The 14596-nt window shown below is 57.8% G+C and carries 13 protein-coding genes and 1 tRNA gene; 7 read left to right on the top strand and 7 right to left on the bottom strand.

Features of this window, described 5'->3' with window-relative positions:
• Positions 1 to 6: 6 nt before the first annotated feature.
• A complete protein-coding gene (locus Q666_RS57300) occupies positions 7 to 1488 on the top strand; it encodes a cobyric acid synthase (RefSeq protein ID WP_022998762.1) in 1482 nt (493 codons plus the stop codon).
• A 10-nt stretch (positions 1489 to 1498) separates the two neighbouring features.
• Here the strand turns inward: Q666_RS57300 and cbiB are convergent, their stop codons facing one another.
• A complete protein-coding gene (gene cbiB, locus Q666_RS57295) occupies positions 1499 to 2476 on the bottom strand; it encodes an adenosylcobinamide-phosphate synthase CbiB (RefSeq protein ID WP_022998761.1) in 978 nt (325 codons plus the stop codon).
• A gap of 9 nt (positions 2477 to 2485) precedes the next feature.
• A complete protein-coding gene (gene cobD, locus Q666_RS57290) occupies positions 2486 to 3487 on the bottom strand; it encodes a threonine-phosphate decarboxylase CobD (protein ID WP_022998760.1) in 1002 nt (333 codons plus the stop codon).
• Between the two features lie 325 nt (positions 3488 to 3812).
• Between cobD and Q666_RS57285 the strand changes: the two genes are divergently transcribed.
• Complete coding sequence (locus Q666_RS57285) at positions 3813 to 4055, top strand: hypothetical protein (protein ID WP_031268556.1); 243 nt, start codon at positions 3813 to 3815, stop codon at positions 4053 to 4055.
• Positions 4056 to 4087: 32 nt separating this feature from the next.
• Here the strand turns inward: Q666_RS57285 and Q666_RS57280 are convergent, their stop codons facing one another.
• The 3 genes from Q666_RS57280 to Q666_RS57270 all read right to left on the bottom strand — a co-directional run bounded on the left by Q666_RS57280 (position 4088) and on the right by Q666_RS57270 (position 5942).
• Positions 4088 to 5218 (bottom strand): carboxylate-amine ligase, encoded by a 1131-nt coding sequence (locus tag Q666_RS57280; RefSeq protein ID WP_031268555.1) that lies wholly within the window; start codon positions 5216 to 5218, stop codon positions 4088 to 4090.
• A 97-nt stretch (positions 5219 to 5315) separates the two neighbouring features.
• Positions 5316 to 5681 (bottom strand): hypothetical protein, encoded by a 366-nt coding sequence (locus Q666_RS57275; RefSeq protein WP_022998757.1) that lies wholly within the window; start codon positions 5679 to 5681, stop codon positions 5316 to 5318.
• A gap of 187 nt (positions 5682 to 5868) precedes the next feature.
• Positions 5869 to 5942: transfer RNA gene (locus Q666_RS57270), tRNA-Cys, on the bottom strand.
• 250 nt (positions 5943 to 6192) lie between these two features.
• Here Q666_RS57270 and Q666_RS57265 point away from each other — a divergent pair.
• The 3 genes from Q666_RS57265 (at position 6193) to Q666_RS57255 (ending at position 9485) form a co-directional block, all read left to right on the top strand.
• A complete protein-coding gene (locus tag Q666_RS57265) occupies positions 6193 to 6855 on the top strand; it encodes a protein-L-isoaspartate O-methyltransferase (RefSeq protein ID WP_031268553.1) in 663 nt (220 codons plus the stop codon).
• 210 nt (positions 6856 to 7065) lie between these two features.
• The gene (locus Q666_RS57260) at positions 7066 to 8457 is read left to right on the top strand and encodes a TolC family outer membrane protein (protein ID WP_228148040.1); all 1392 of its coding nucleotides are present in this window, start codon (positions 7066 to 7068) and stop codon (positions 8455 to 8457) included.
• 284 nt (positions 8458 to 8741) lie between these two features.
• Positions 8742 to 9485, top strand: coding sequence for a DUF2497 domain-containing protein (locus Q666_RS57255; RefSeq protein WP_022998753.1), 744 nt, complete (start codon positions 8742 to 8744; stop codon positions 9483 to 9485).
• A gap of 20 nt (positions 9486 to 9505) precedes the next feature.
• Here the strand turns inward: Q666_RS57255 and Q666_RS57250 are convergent, their stop codons facing one another.
• Positions 9506 to 9898 (bottom strand): DUF1284 domain-containing protein, encoded by a 393-nt coding sequence (locus Q666_RS57250; protein WP_286133743.1) that lies wholly within the window; start codon positions 9896 to 9898, stop codon positions 9506 to 9508.
• 219 nt (positions 9899 to 10117) lie between these two features.
• On the opposite strand from Q666_RS57250, the gene Q666_RS57245 reads away from it, so the two are divergent.
• The gene (locus Q666_RS57245; RefSeq protein ID WP_022998751.1) at positions 10118 to 13048 is read left to right on the top strand and encodes a valine--tRNA ligase; all 2931 of its coding nucleotides are present in this window, start codon (positions 10118 to 10120) and stop codon (positions 13046 to 13048) included.
• A 177-nt stretch (positions 13049 to 13225) separates the two neighbouring features.
• Positions 13226 to 13708: a DUF2155 domain-containing protein gene (locus tag Q666_RS57240; protein ID WP_088665247.1), complete on the top strand. Its 483-nt coding sequence runs from the start codon at positions 13226 to 13228 to the stop codon at positions 13706 to 13708.
• 27 nt (positions 13709 to 13735) lie between these two features.
• Here Q666_RS57240 and Q666_RS57235 read toward each other — a convergent pair whose 3' ends face one another.
• Positions 13736 to 14527, bottom strand: coding sequence for a GNAT family N-acetyltransferase (locus tag Q666_RS57235; protein ID WP_022998749.1), 792 nt, complete (start codon positions 14525 to 14527; stop codon positions 13736 to 13738).
• Positions 14528 to 14596 lie beyond the last annotated feature (69 nt).

Genomic DNA, 14596 nt, shown 5'->3' with positions numbered 1-14596 from the left:
CGTTGCATGGTTGAGACAAAAGCGGCCGGCAAGGTGCCGGCGATCATGGTCCAGGGCACAGGCTCGAATGTTGGCAAAAGCCTGATCGTCGCCGGTCTGTGCCGTCTCTTTGCCAACCGTGGCCTGAGCGTTCGCCCCTTCAAGCCGCAGAACATGTCGAACAACGCTGCCGTTACAGCCGACGGCGGCGAAATCGGCAGGGCCCAGGCGCTTCAGGCCATGGGCTGCCGTGTTCCGTTGAGTGTTCACATGAACCCCGTACTGTTGAAGCCCGAAACCGACACCGGTGCTCAGGTAATCGTACAGGGCAAGCGACATGGCACGATGCGGGCGCGCGAATATGGAAAGCAGAAAGCTGAATTATTACCGAAGGTTCTGGAGAGTTTTTCGATAAACGCCTCAGGTGTTGATCTGGTGATTGTCGAGGGGGCAGGAAGCCCTGCGGAAATCAATCTCCGCACTGGAGACATCGCCAACATGGGATTTGCCGAGGCGGCGGATCTGCCGGTGATCCTGTGTGCGGATATAGATCGCGGCGGGGTTATTGCATCAGTCGTCGGAACTTGTGCTGTGCTGGAAGAAAACGAACGGCAGCGCATCAAGGGCTTCTTCATCAACCGGTTTCGGGGAGACCCGAGCCTGTTCGACGAAGGCTTGCGAGAAATCGAGCAGCGCACCGGTTGGCAAGGTGTCGGTGTTGTCCCGTGGTTTGCGGATGCTGCGAAACTTCCGGCAGAAGATGCGCTCGGTCTGGCGGACGGATTTGGTGACGGGGGGCTCAAGATCGTTGTTCCCGTGATCTCGCGGATCGCGAACTTCGACGACCTGGATCCGCTCCGGCTTGAACCGGGTGTAACGCTTGAGCTTGTTCAACCCGGCACCCCTTTGCTGGGAGACGCCGATGTCGTGCTTTTGCCCGGGTCCAAGTCCACGGTTGGTGACCTTGCCTTTTTCCGCAGACAGGGTTGGGACATAGATCTCAAGGCACACCACCGGCGGGGTGGGCACATCCTGGGCGTCTGCGGTGGATATCAGATGCTGGGCAAGGTTATCTCGGATCCGGACGGTATCGAGGGATCCCCCGGAACGGTCGAAGGCCTGGGCTATCTGGATGTCGAGACCATCTTGACGGCAGATAAATCGACCGTTGCCGCACGCGCGACCCATGTTGCCAGCGGAGCCCCTGTCTCCGGCTACGAAATTCATGTTGGCAGAACGTCCGGGCCAGACTGTACCAATCCCATGATGCGCCTTGATGATGGTCGGTTCGATGGTGCGGTCTCAGCGGATGGCCGAGTGTACGGAACCTACATTCACGGCCTGTTCACCGCCGATGCGTTCCGGACGGCATACCTGAATGCCTTCGGCGTGCGCTCAGACATCAGTTATGACAGGGACATAGACAGGATTCTGGATGATCTTGCAGGGCATCTGGACAGCGTCCTCGACGTGGAGGCCATCCTGAAGATCGCACGCGGCGCGGCTTAAAACGCCTGACCTAGAAGGCCAGCAATAGCGCCAGACCTGCAATCAGCAACGCCTCGAGTGCGTAGCAGCCAATGAGGATCCTCAAGGCGCGCGAAATATCTTCTGCCCTCGCATCCTTTCGTCCACTCGCATTCAGATACCGGTCATTGACGGTGTAACCCGGATAGATCCGAGGTCCTGCAAGAGCCAGGTTCAATGCGCCTGCCATGGCAGCCTCCGGCCAACCGGCATTTGGCGAGCGGTGCTTGCGGGCGTCGTCCAGAATACAGGCAATGCTCTTGCGGACCGAGCCTCGGGACAAGGGCGCACACAGGGCGATAAACAGCCCTGCCAGGCGCGAGGCGGGCAGATTGACCAGATCGTCGAAACGGGCAGCCGCCCAGCCGAAGTCGGCATAAACCTCGTTCTTGTGGCCAATCATGCTGTCGGCTGTATTCACCGCCTTGTAGACGATCAATCCAGGCAGGCCGAGCACGGCGAACCAGAATACGGGCGCCACGATACCGTCGGAATAATTCTCGGCGCAGGATTCGATGGCTGCCCGCGAGACACCGGCTTCGTCCAGCCGGTTCGGGTCACGTCCGACAATCATAGAAACCGCCTTGCGGCCACCTTCCAACCCGTCCTTCAACAGGCCATCCCGCACGGCTGCCACGTGACGGTAAAGACTGTTTTGGGCGATAAACACCGCAGCTACGACAGCTTCAAGCACTCTGCCATATGGCAACCACTTCGCAACGGCCTCAATGACGACGCCGGCAAGTCCGGCGCTGGCAAGCAACGCCAGGAGTGTCAGCACGCCGCCGAGCTTGCGTGTCGCCGGTGCGAATTCCGTTTTGTTGAAATGCCGGTCGAACAGGCCGATCAACTTGCCGATCCAGACAACCGGATGCGGCAGGCGTTGCCACATCCAGTCGGGATCACCGATCAGGGCGTCCAGCAACAGCGCGGCGACAAGCAGCCAGAGAGCGTGGTCGTAAAGCAGCATCCCGGTCCGTCAGACCTCTTTTAGCGCTTCTGCAAGAGCGTCTGTCAGACGTTTGAGATTTTCCGGTCCACCTGGAAGGCCAAAGCGGATCCAGGTTGGTGCGTAGTCGAAGATCCGCGTCCAGATCCTTCTGCGGGCAAGGGCCTCATGCAGGCCCTTGGGATTGCGCAGACCGGCAAGCGCATAGAGAGGCGTGCCGCCGAAGACACTGAGACCTGCCTCGGAAAGCGCGACTGTCAGGTCCGCCATGTCTTCGATCAACTGCCTGGTTGTCCGATCTTGCCAGGTGCTGTCACGCAGTGCCCTGGCTCCGATTTCCAGTGCCGGTCCGCTGAGGCTCCAGCTGTCGAGCAGGCCGGACATTCTGGAAATGGCGGTTTTTTCGCCTGCAAGAAAGCCGATCCGCAGTCCCGCAAGACCGAAGAACTTTCCGAAGGACCGCAAAACGACAACGTTTTCGGTTCCGATGTGCGGCAGCAAGGTCGCGCCCGGTACGACATCGGCAAAGGCTTCGTCCACCACCAGATAACCGCCGCGTGCGCTCAGTGTCCGCGCGATTTCGATCAAGCTTTTGACATCTATCAGACGTCCGTCCGGATTGTTCGGATTGACCAGAACCACGATCTTTGCATCAGCGGGCAGGGAGTAGACGCTGGATACTTCGATAGGTGCTCGGCTTTCCCGCGTCCAGGCATCCCTGTGGCTGGTATAGGTGGGCGAGGCGAGAACGACCGGCCCTTCAGGAAGGATGGTCGGTAGAAGCGACAGCAGGACCTGTGTTCCAGGCGCTGCACAGACAGCGAGATTGTCGGGAATGCGATAAGCTTGGCGAGCAGCTGCAATCAGGTGTTCTTCGGCGCCGCGTGCCGGCAGGCTGGTCCAGGTGGACAGCGGCAGGTCGTCAGGCACGGGATAGCTGTATGGATTTATCCCGGTTGATAAATCCAGCCAGTCGTCATGCGTTCCGCCAAAGCGCTCAATCGCAAGGGTCAAATCCCCGCCGTGTTCCATGAAAATGCCTCTTGCAGTTGGCAGGTCGGCCGATCTGCCTTTCGTCACTCATCTAGCCGGTAGGAAGGCCAAAAGTACAGACGGTTCCCGACATGCGTTGCCGCAAGAACGTCCTGCGCTTTTGTTCGTCCTGTCCCAAAAGCTGTTATGCGCTGTTGCCTGCCTTTTCAAACATTTATCCGTGTTCGGTACCGCGCTTCTGTCATTAGGGTGCAAGTGAGGCGGGTAAGGACGAAGGCGACGCAACTTTGGGCGCATTGACAGATCCGTCAAAGTGCAGAAAAAAAGAACAAAAGAAGAACAATGTGCACCGAAGGACGCCTCGATGGCAAAGACCAGCCACCATTCACCATTGCAGGACGTGGAACGCGACGCCCTGCTGGCTCAGCTTGCGCTGGCGCGGCAGGCCTTGATCAAGGCGCAGCGCGGCATGCGCCCCAGATCCGGACTGTCACGCTCTGCCGCTGCGGTGATAGAGGAAATCGACGAGTTTGCCTTTGTGCTGACCGGTTCGACCGAGTTTTTTCACACAGACGCTCACGGAACGCCGCCAAGACAACCAGGTTGATCGTGGCGAGAGCCGACCCACGATTGGATTGATCAAAGCCCTCGTTGGGTCTCGGAAATCAACTGGTCGACAATCCTGTCGAGAATGTCCTGGGGCAGGTGACCGTCTTCAGGAATATCACCAGCCAGTTCCAGCTGGCGTTCTGCGGAGGTGCCCCTGGCGGCGATTTGCCTCAAATGGTTCACGTCGGACACGCAGTCAAAATGAACTGCGTCCGGAAGAATGAGTTCAATCAGTTCCTCGATCATGTCCGGAAAGGCTGCCGTTTCGTTGCGGCCGAAATCGATCAGTTGTGCATTTGTGCCGTGTCGTTGTGCCTGCCAGCGGTTTTCCGCCAGGAGAAACCGTGAATATTGCCGCCACCCCTGATTGGCGCGGCGCAAGCGGTAAAGCATGCGGCACAGGCATCTGAAAGTCGCCGCTATGGCGACGGCATCGTCAAGCAACGGACAGACATCGGTAATGCGCATTTCCAGTGTCGGAAACCGGTCGGACGGGCGCAGGTCCCACCAGATCTTGGTGGCATCTTCGATGACACCGGCGCGAACGAGAATGTCGACCGTGTGCCGATAGTCGAAGTAACTGTCGAATCCGGGTGGCAGGCCGGTCCGCGGCATTTCGTTGAAAACCGATAGGCGATAGGACTTCAGGCCGGTGTTCCGACCACGCCAGAACGGGGATGAAGTGCTCAGTGCGAGCAGGTGCGGCAGGAAATAGGCGAGCTGATTGAACAGCTCGATGCGCAGTTCTTCGTCTTCGATACCGACATGAACATGCATTCCGCAGATCACCATGCGCTTGACCACGAGCTGCATGGTCCTGGCGATCTCGTTGTAACGTTCCTTGTCTGTGTGCGGCTGGTCCGTCCAGTCGGCGAAGGGGTGGGTTGAAGACGCAATCGGCGCCAGGTCGAACACTGCCGCCTCGCGCGCAATGGTCTTGCGGAAATAGCCGAGTTCCGTGCGTACTTCCTGCAGACTGGAGCAAACCGGTGTTCCAACCTCGATCTGACATTTCAGAAATTCAGGACTGACCCGTCCTTCGAGGGCCGTTTCGCAGGCCTTGAACAGTTCCGGTGGCGGCGAACTCGCCAACATGCGGGTCGATCTGTCGACGAGGAGATATTCTTCCTCGACGCCAATGCTGAAACTCGGTTCCTTCATGCAGGCAGCTTCCGTGCTGTTGCAGCGGTCGGTCAAGGCAGGATAAATGCGGATGGGGCACCTGCGGAACGATCGACACCCGGGTCCTTGCCAAAAACTACCAGATGTTACCCGCGCCAGGCGTATAGGCAGCACCCATCACCGTGTTCGCCTTGACTATGTCGCACTCAAGAATGCCGGAAAACCTGGCGATGGGAGTGCTTGTCTCGGTCATGCTGGCAGAAACCTTGAATTTGCTGCCGGCCGAGATCTCGACAGTGTCCATGCCCTGGATGAGCACGCTTTTCGGCGCACTGATGATGACATCCTGGTTCTGTAGCGAAATCACGCTTTCCAGATCAGCTATTCGGTTTTCCAGGTCATTGATGCGCTGGCGCAAGGCTTCCACAAGAGCCGCGGTATTGTCGCTGGCGGAAACCGCTTGCGGTGTCTTGCGCGGCCGGGGCGGTTCAACGCGTTTCATGGTTGATGTCGTGATCACTCGCGCCGGTTTGCCTGGCGCTGGCGGACTTCCACCTGGTGTTTTCATGGCACATCCCCTTTTTCAAGGCTTCTGGCCAGAAGCTAACATGACGCAAGGGAAAGATGTAGCATCGGCTTCGTTCAAGACAACGAACGCCTGAAAACATGCAATGATCTGAAAAAGTGTCTGGAGGCCCCGACCGGAATCGAACCGGTGTACACGGATTTGCAATCCGCTGCGTCACCACTCCGCCACAGGGCCCCTAGGTGGTGTGCCGCGCCTTATCAAACAGTTGCGCGATTTGGTCAAGCCCTGTTTTCAACGTCGTACACATTTCCACCGTTGCCGATTATCGATTTGAGGAAAGCCATGAGTTGCTGCTTATTTTCCGCAGAAACCGGGTGCCATCGCAGGATCTGCTCGCGCGCATACTTGTCAGGCAGCCTTTGCATCGCTAATGAACGTTTCTCAAGAGGCGCCGGTAATCCGGCATGTCAAAGTGAGGGCCGATATGACGGACTTTAATCAGTCCCGCCGCAAGATGGTGGATAACCAGCTGCGCACCAACGATGTGACCGATCACCGGATCCTGGACGCAATGGAAGTGGTGCCGCGCGAGCGCTTCGTTCCCGCATCCAAACGTGCCGTTGCCTATATCGACGAAGATCTGCCGATCGGAGCAGTCGAAACCGGCCGGATGCTGATGAAGCCGCATATTTTCGGAAAGCTGGTTCAACTGGCGGATATCCGGGAAGGCGATGTCGTTCTGGTCATTGGAGCTGGCACCGGTTACAGCGCTGCAGTCGTTTCCAAACTTGCTGCTTCCGTCGTGGCTCTTGAGGAAAATCCGGACCTTGCCAAGACGGCAACCGAGGTTCTGGTCGATCTCGGCATCGAAAATGCGGTTGTTGTGGAAGGTGCTCTGGCAGCAGGCTATTCTTCCGAAGGCCCTTACGACGTCATTTTCGTGGACGGAGCCGTCGAGGTGCTGCCAAAGGCTCTGACTGACCAGCTGAAGCCGACAGGACGTCTGGCAGTGATTGAAGGACGCGGTGGTGCTGGCGTCGCCAAACTCTACCAGAAATCGGGTTCTGCGGTGAGCAGCCGATTCGGTTTCAATGCCTCCGTTAGCGTGCTTCCTGGCTTCGACAAGGCTGACGAATTCGTTTTCTGAGCGATCAATTTGGTCCGGACTGACAGAAACCCGCCGAATGATGGCGGGTTTTTGCTTTAAAAGCGGAGAAATGGCTTAACGCAGCGATAACTTGTTGCCATTAAGCCGCACTCGCGGAAATTCGCAATTATCCGCTCTCAAACGGTTGAAGAATAACACCCATCAGTTTACTCAACAGGATCAAGTAGGTTGACCCGGAAGGAGTGTGGGGTGTCTGGTCGTTCAACTCTAAAAGTTTTGACCATTGCTATTGGCCTGTTGGGTGGCGTTTCCGCCACCGCCTTGACCGGTGCCTCCCTGTCTCCCGCTGATGCTGAAACCATCAGAGAATCGCTGGCGCTTGCCTATTCGAACAATCCCACCTTGAACGCGGCGCGTGCGCAGCTTCGTGGTGTGGATGAGAATGTGCCTCAGGCACTGACGGGCTGGCGGCCAACCGTGACAGCATCCGCAGCGGCCGGACGCCTCGCAGCCGGGGCCGACTCGGCGATCGACTATCGCAACAATGCGTCGATCTCGCTGACGATCAGTCAGACCCTGTTCCGCGGCTTCCGGACGATCAATTCCACCCGTCAGGCAGAAGCTGTCGTGCGTGCTCAGCGTGAAAGCCTGATGTCGACGGAGCAGGACACGCTGCTGGATGCGGCAACGTCCTACGTGGATGTGATCAGGGATACGGCTCTGGTATCGCTTCAGCGCAGCGACCTTGCCTTCCTTCAGGAACAGGTAAGAGCCGCACGTGACCGGTTCGACGTAGGTGAGGGTACCCGGACGGACGTCAGCCAGGCAGAAGCCCGCGCTGCCGAAGCCCGCGCCAGCCTCAACACCGCGATGGCCAACCTGAATACAAGCCGCGCCATCTACCGTCAGGTGATCGGCGTTGAGGCACGCAGCCTGTCGGCGGATACGTCGATCAGCCGCTACGTTCCCAAGTCCATTGACGAGGCGATGCAGCTGAGTGAAACACATCAGCCGTTGATCCGTCAGGCGCAACACCTTGTCGATGCCGCCATTTTCAACACCAAGACGATCGAAGGCGAACTTCTGCCGACCGTCACCTTGGATGGCAGCATTTCCAGATCGTGGAACCCGTCTGCAACGACCGACTACAGCGATAATGCGCAGATCTTCGGTAACGTCAGCATTCCGCTCTATCAGGGTGGTGGCGTGTCGTCGCGTGTGCGGCAGGCCAAGGAAGAACTGGGCCAGACCCGTCTGCAGCTGGATGTGGCGCGCGATCAGATTCGCGCCAACGTCATTTCCGCCTGGGGTAACTACCAGGCGGCAGAAGCTTCCATCGTTGCAGCCCAGGCCGCTGTCGAAGCACAGCAGCTGGCTCTGGAAGGCGTTATTGAAGAGCAGCGCGTCGGTCAGCGCACCACGCTCGACGTTCTTGACGCTCAGCGCGAACTGGTCATTCAGCAGTCCAATCTCGTAACAGCGCAGCGCAACCGGATTGTCAGCGGATATCAGCTGGTTGCTTCGATTGGCCGGTTGGACGCTGAATCACTTGGCCTCAACGTTGCCCGCTACAATCCGAAGCAGCATTACGAGGCTGTGCGGGACCAGTGGTTTGGTCTGCGCACTCCGGATGGCCGGTAAGAAACTGGTAACTTATATTCTTCACGATGGCGGCTGATGGTCGAAAGATCTTCAGCCGCTTTTGTTATTCGGCTGAACATCCTGACAAATTTACGAAGGATGACGTGAAACGCCTGGCCGAATTCCACCCTTGATCGGTAATTCCCGACTAAAAAGGGGATAAGGCGATGCTTCGGGGCGCGTTCACTTTGCGCGTTTCTTATTGACCCGCATAATTTCGGTTAACGAATCATTTTGATGGAACAGACTGTTCCTGAGCGTAGCCGGTAAGTACGGGGGAAGTCATGGCGCAGGCGAAGAAGGCTGATGAGCCGTCGATGGAGGAAATCCTCGCGTCGATCCGCCGAATCATATCCGATGAGGACTCCCAGGGAGCCGAAGACGGCGAAAGCGGCAGCAGCGAACCCGTAGAGACACCAGTAGAAGAAGAGGCGGCGGACGATATGGGCAATGCCTCCGAAATGTCCCAGGACGATCTCGACAAGCTGTTCGACATGAGCAGCGACGATGATGAAGACGACCTTCCGGTAGAAGACGACGACGCGGATGACATGGCTGCAGCCATGGCTGCGGATGCCGAAGAGGACGAAGGCGAAGACGTTCTGGAGCTGACCGAGGAACTGGCGATTCCTGACGATGATGCGATGGACATTGTCGAAGGAATGGCAGAGGACCTGGACGGCGACGAAGGAGACATTTCCTTCGCGGCTCCACCTGCTCCTGAATTTGACCCCGAACCGGAACCTGTTTTCGACCCTGAGCCTGTGATGGCCGCTCGGCCGGTGCCTGACGATTTGCCGAATGTGGCGGACGATGCCCCTCTGACATCGCAGAACACCGGTGAAGCCGTTCACGCGGCATTCGACAACCTGTCGAACATGTTTGTTGGCTCGCAGGCGCAGACTGTTGAGGAGCTGGTCAAGGAAATGCTGCGGCCGATGCTGAAGGCATGGCTGGACCAGAACCTGCCTGGCATGGTCGAGCAGATGGTTCAAAAGGAAATTCAGCGCGTGACGCGCCGGCGCTAGGCCGGATTTGTCCGAAGATTTCAGTCAGGGGGTGTCAGATGGCATCCCCTGAATTCGTTTCTGGCAATCGCTGAGCACATATTCTGCCATTCGCAGCCTTGGCAAGCCTTGCGGATTGAACCGTTTGAGAACGCATCCCTCAGAAAAGACAGGGTCTGTCGGTCCAAAATGATGGAATTGCCCTTTTCAAGAGGGCGTCCGAGCACCAGTGCAATATCAGCGGCCGCTGTCCGGTCCCGGTTGCGAACGCTTTCATTTCGACAATGGCAACCCGGTTCGTCCAACATTGGCTGGCACAAGGTGTCAGGACCTTCTACCAGCTCAATGGGTTCACCTTCATTCAGGCGCTGAACGATTGTGCTGTAATTTTCGACAAAGGCCGGCGTATAGCCTTTGCCCAGATAGGTCAGCATGCAAAGCAGGTGGTGCGGACGGATTGAAACGGTCATGACCCGCTTATCGCAGCAAACGTCATTCAACCCAAGTTCTGATCGGCAGACCGGTACTTCACCTATCAAAAGCGCTACCGGGCAGCAGGTTTGCCCCGCATAGGCGGTTGACTTGCGGCAGCGCATCCGATTTACACGGTGCTTCACGAAAATCGAAATTCATTCTCCCATTGAGTGACCCTGATGCTGGATAAGACCTACGATGCGGCCAGCGTTGAGCCGCGGATTTACGAAACCTGGGAAAAGGCGGAGGCCTTCAAGGCCGGAGCTGGTGCCAAAGAGGGCGCAGCCTCCTTTTCCATCGTAATTCCGCCGCCGAACGTAAACGGTTCGCTGCACATGGGGCATGCTCTCAACAACACGCTTCAGGACATCCTGATCCGCTGGAAGCGCATGCAGGGCTTTGACACCCTTTGGCAGCCGGGCACCGACCATGCGGGGATCGCGCTTCAGATCGCTGTCGAAAGACAGATGGCCGAACGCAACGAGCCGAGCCGCACAGAGATCGGCCGCGAGGCATTCGTGCAGCGTGCGTGGCGCTACAAGGGAGAAGTCGGCAGCGCGATTATCGCTCAGCTCAAGCGTCTGGGCGCATCATGCGATTGGTCACGTGAGCGATTCACCATGGACGAAGGCCTGTCGGAGGCCGTCCGCAAGGTTTTTGTCGACCTCTACAACGAGGGCCTGATCTACAAGTCCAAGCGGCTCGTCAACTGGGATCCGAAGATGGAGACAGCCATTTCGGATCTCGAGGTCGAGAACATCGAAACCGACGGACACATGTGGCACTTCCGCTACCCGCTGGCCGGTGGCGCGACCTATGAATACGTCGAGAAAGACGAAGAGGGGAACATCACCCTTCGCGAGACCCGTGACTATATTTCGATTGCCACGACGCGGCCGGAAACCATGCTGGGTGACGGTGCCGTTGCCGTTCATCCGGACGATGAGCGTTACAAGCCAATTGTCGGCAAACTCTGCGAAATCCCGGTCGGGCCGAAGGAACATCGCCGTCTGATCCCGATCATCACCGACGAATATCCGGATCCGGATTTCGGCTCGGGGGCGGTCAAGATCACCGGTGCACATGATTTCAACGACTATGGTGTCGCTCAGCGCAACAAGATCCCGATGTACCGCCTGATGGACACCAAGGGTGCGATGCGCGCCGATGGTGCGCCTTATGTCGAAGAGGCCGCCAAGGCCCAGGCGATCATCGATGGCGCAGAGATGACCATTCAAGAGGTCGATCTCATCAACATCGTTCCGGACGATCTGCGTGGACTTGACCGGTTCGAGGCGCGCAAACGCGTTATTGAACAGATCACGGCGGAAGGTCTGGCAGTTACGGCGCCGGCGGATCATCCGGACGTTGCCTGGATGAAGGGGCAGGCCCCTGAATGGAACACGCTTGGCCGGGCCGTCGTTCGTCCGCTGGAGGAAGGCGCGGAAGCGCCGGAGCGGTTGCCGCTGGTTGAATCCAAGAAGATCATGCAGCCGTTCGGAGACCGCTCCAAGGTGGTCATAGAGCCTATGCTGACGGACCAATGGTTTGTCGATGCCAAGACACTGGCGGCTCCCGCCTTGAAAGCCGTTCAGGACGGCACGACCAAGCTCATTCCCGGCAACGCCGACAAGGTCTATTTCAACTGGCTCAACGACATTCAGCCCTGGTGTATTTCCCGCCAGCTCTGGTGGGGCCATCAGATCCCTGTCTGGTACGATGAAGATGGCAAGGAATACTGCGCACATTCCGAGGAAGAGGCCGTTGTAATGGCAGGCGGCAAGGCGCTGACGCGGGACGAGGACGTCCTGGACACGTGGTTCTCCTCTGCGCTCTGGCCGTTTTCGACGCTTGGTTGGCCACACAAGACGCCGGAACTCGAGCGCTACTACAAGACGGATGTGCTCATCACCGGTCTCGACATCATCTTCTTCTGGGTTGCCCGGATGATGATGCAGGGCATTCATTTCATGGACGAAGTGCCGTTCCACACGGTTTACTTCAACTCGATCGTTGTTGACGGCAAGGGCAAGAAAATGTCCAAGTCGACCGGCAACGTGATCGATCCTCTCGATCTGATCGGCCGTTTCGGCGCCGATGCCACCCGGTTTGCGCTTGCGAGCCAGGAGGTTCAGGCCCGCAGAATGCTTCGGATGTCCGACCAGGCAGCCGAAGGCGGTCAGCGCTTTGCCACCAAACTCTGGAACGCTGCCCGCTTCGCCGAAATGAACGGCTGTGCCCGGATGGAAGGGTTCGACCCGGCAGCAACCAAGCACACGCTCAACCGTTGGATCGCAACGGAAGCAAGCCGCTGTATCGCCGAGGTGACCTCAGCGCTAGAGGATTTCCGGTTCAACGATGCATCCGGTGCTGCCTATCGGTTCACCTGGAACACGTTCTGCGACTGGTACCTGGAACTCGCAAAGCCGATCTTCAACGGTGATGATGAAGCTGCCAAGGCTGAAACCCGGGCAACGGCAGCATGGGCGTTGGACGAAATCCTGAAGGTCCTGCATCCGATCATGCCGTTCCTGACGGAAGAACTGTGGGAGCGTCTCGGAGACGAAGGCAACGCGCATGATGGCTTGCTGATGCTGACTGCCTGGCCGGAGCCCAAGGTTTCCGATGAGGCTGCGGCAGGTGAGATCAACTGGCTCGTGGATCTGATTTCCGAAATCAGATCGGTTCGCGCGGAAATGAACATTCCGGCAGGTGCGAAGGTCTCCGTGGTCGTCACAGGGGCCAGTGAACAGACCAAGGCTCGGCTCAAGACCCACGAATCTGCCATTCTTCGTCTGGCAAGGGCAGAGACCGTTTCCCTGGCTGATGCAGCTCCCTCCGGAGCGGCCCAGATTATTGTTGGCGAAGCCACGGTCTGTCTGCCACTCGCCGGGGTCATCGACCTTGGTGCAGAAAAGACCCGACTTCAGAAGGAAGCCGGCAAGCTGGAAGGAGAGATCTCGAAGATCGAGAAGAAGCTTTCCAACCCGGCATTCGTTGCCAAGGCCCCCGAAGAGGTTGTTGACGGCGAACGCGAAAAAGTTGCCGAATCCAAGGAAAAGCTGGAGAAGGTCCAAACGGCGCTCGGTCGTCTGGCGGAAATCGGCTAGATCATTTCTCGGCCCGGAACGAGCTTTGTCTTTTCCGGGCCGCAATTCGGTGCTAGCGCCGCATAAAAGAACACACGTATGCTTAGCACCTGAGGAATCGAATTGAAGCTGATGGCGGACCAGTTTGACACGATGAAAGCGGTAAAGCGCCTGGGCGCAGGCCTTGGAATCGCGGCGATGGCGATGGTCATGCCCCTGGTTTCTGCAAACGCTCAAAAGATCGAAAACCCGGTCGCCGTCTTTTCGGGCCTCGACAAGATCACCGGACGTATCATCTCCTTCGATGTTTACATTGGTGAAACGGTCCAGTTCGGTGCGCTGCAGGTCACGCCAAGGGTCTGTCACACGCGCCCTCAGACAGAATCGCCTCTCACGACCGGTTTTGTTCAGGTCGATGAAATCACGCTCAACAACGAAGTACGGCGGATCTATTCCGGCTGGATGTTTGCAGCCAGCCCGGGCCTCCACGCGGTTGAGCACCCCGTGTACGATATCTGGCTGACCGATTGTAAACTTGCCTCAAGCGTTCCGCCGCCAGAAGATTATGCCGGTCCTCCGATCAAAGGCACCGTTGCAGAGGGCGAAGACCCATTGGCTGGACCTGACGACGGTCTGGATACTGGTCCGGGCGTACCGCGTCCGAAACCCTTCCAGGGGTAGGCAGAAGTCGGAAAACAGCTTTGGGTCTTATCGCGTAAACCGTTCTGCTCCCCTGGTCGCGAGCCCGGAATAGAATTCTTGCGACAAAGACAGCCCGCAACCTTCGACCATTCGGCGCGATGTTGTGTTCGTTGCCGCTACCAGTTCATAGACATGTGTCGCTGAAAGTCGTGTCAGTGCAGCGTCCGCCATCAGCGCATTGACGTAAGTGCCGAGCCCTTTACCGCGATGTTCAGGCGCAACGGCAACGAGACCACCCCAGGCATACTTGTGATAGGGGCTGTGATGATTGTGCGGCAGATAGGCGTGGGCACAGGCGGCAAGGCAACCTGCGTCATCCATCAAGCCGACGGAAACAACCGCACCATGATCGCCATTCAGAAACGATCCTGAGAACGGAGCGATTCCAGCCGTTACCATGAATTCCTGGAACGAACGCGTCAGCGGACCCTCTGCGCCGTCAAGCTCTGAAAATGCGCGAATGCCGCCTGGAAGGGCGGTTGAAAGGGTCGGCCTTGTTGCGTCGCGGATCGCATTTGTGTCGCCGACGAAGACATCCCAGGTGTCCAGCCGGTAACCGTTTTCTGTCAGAGCGTTTTCCAGGTCGGGCTGACGGGCTTTTTCAAGCAGACGAAATCCGAACACGCCATCTTCTGCCAGTACTTCGAAAATGGAGTTGAACCCCAGGGCATCAGGGTCGTCCGTACCGAGCGTGCGTACATTGCAGCAGGCTCCGGGCGTCTTCATGGTCCAGCCGTAACGTTCTTCCGCTCGCTGCTGGAGCTTGATTTGCTGTTCCGTCCCGAAGTAGCCGGCCATCGTGTTCACGCCTCCCGGTTCTCAATCTGGGAAATCAAGGCAGGCAAATACCGGTCTGTCCAGTCTGCT

This window comes from Labrenzia sp. C1B70, from assembly GCF_000475395.1.
In the GTDB taxonomy this organism is placed as follows: Bacteria; Pseudomonadota; Alphaproteobacteria; order Rhizobiales; family Stappiaceae; genus Roseibium; species Roseibium algicola.
The sequence above is the reverse complement of the archived record's forward strand: the minus strand, read 5'-3'. Positions and strand labels throughout refer to the sequence as shown.